This is a genomic window from Candidatus Symbiopectobacterium sp. NZEC135 (genome assembly GCF_025962695.1).
In genome coordinates this window covers 1-1,231 of the sequence record NZ_JAGFPF010000551.1, presented here as the reverse complement: position 1 = coordinate 1,231, position 1,231 = coordinate 1, and the positions used below count along the sequence as shown (strand labels likewise).

Annotated in this window: 1 protein-coding gene; it reads right to left on the bottom strand. The window is 61.5% G+C overall.

What is annotated here, in order from left to right:
- A partial coding sequence (locus tag J5224_RS28700) for a GNAT family N-acetyltransferase (protein ID WP_264628495.1) occupies nucleotides 1-1,231 on the bottom strand: 1,231 nt, incomplete at both ends.

Sequence of the window (1,231 nt, the reverse complement as noted above, 5' to 3'; positions counted from 1 at the left end):
ACTGCTCGCCTCGCGGTGGCTGCCAATGCGCACCAGCCGAAACCCGCACCCTTGCCAGTATGCCCACAGTTCGGGCTGATAGCCGAAGCTGACCGACAAAAAATCAATGCCGTCATCGCTCGCGATGTCCCGTTGTGCGGCAATCAGTGCATGACCAATGCGGCTGCGCCGCTGTTGCGCGACAACCGCGATACGGCTGATACGCCGCGAGCGTAAACAGGGAGCTTGCCACTCATCACCGTGTGCCGCCAATGATTGTGCCACCAGATTGCCGCGCGGGCGACGGCGGCCCGCCCACACCTCATGCGCTAACGCTGACGACAGGCCACCTTCATCAACCCACCAGGCCACGCCGCACAGTGCGTCGCCCCGCTGGGCACCGTAAAGATGCATGCCGGGCGCATCCAACAACCGTCGCAAATCCAGCGGCGAGGTGCGGTAATGCGCGCTGCACAATAAGGCATAATACGAATGCAAACCGGCCGGTTCGCTCAACCACGCCGCCGCCAGAGGTTTGGTGATAACAGTGGGTAATCTCGCTGTCTCCGGATTCAGGATATCGGCAGCGGTAAACGCGTCTCGAAAAAGCAGAGCCTGATCCAGAAAACGCTCCAGCGGATCGTTCGCGGCCCAGCGCAGCGGTTGATCCAACGTCAGCATCTCGCACTGCGGCAGCGAGGCGCAAAATTTCAGCAGAAAACCACGCCCGGTCCCTTCATACCCTTGCACCGTAGTGAGCATTAACACCCGAGGAAAATGGCTTACCAGCGCCTGCAACACTGACGTCGGGATCGCCGCCGCCTCATCAATCAACAGCCAGTCGGGCGGCGGCACAGATGACGATTGGCAAAGCGCCAGCAAGGCATCCGGAGACCAAAAGGGCAATGCTGCATCACTGGATTGTAGCAACTGGGCCGCCGTGTCGCGGGAAGGCGCAGTCACCCAACAGACACCGCTACACTGCGCGGCCAGCATCCCCGCCAGCGTCGATTTACCGCGCCCGCGCGCGGCGGTAATCACATAGACGCCCGGTGCCGCAGCCTGTAGCCGGGTCAGCAATGCCTGCTGCTGTGGCGTTGGGCCACCGCTGGCGGGGTGCCACGGTGCACGGGGGGACAGCGCTTTTATTGCGCCATCTTCTCCCTGTCGCCACAGGGTTATCTCTTCGTCCGCCAGCAACTGTTGCTGAAAATGCCTAATAAAATTTGGCGTAGCTATCGCCTGCGGCTGC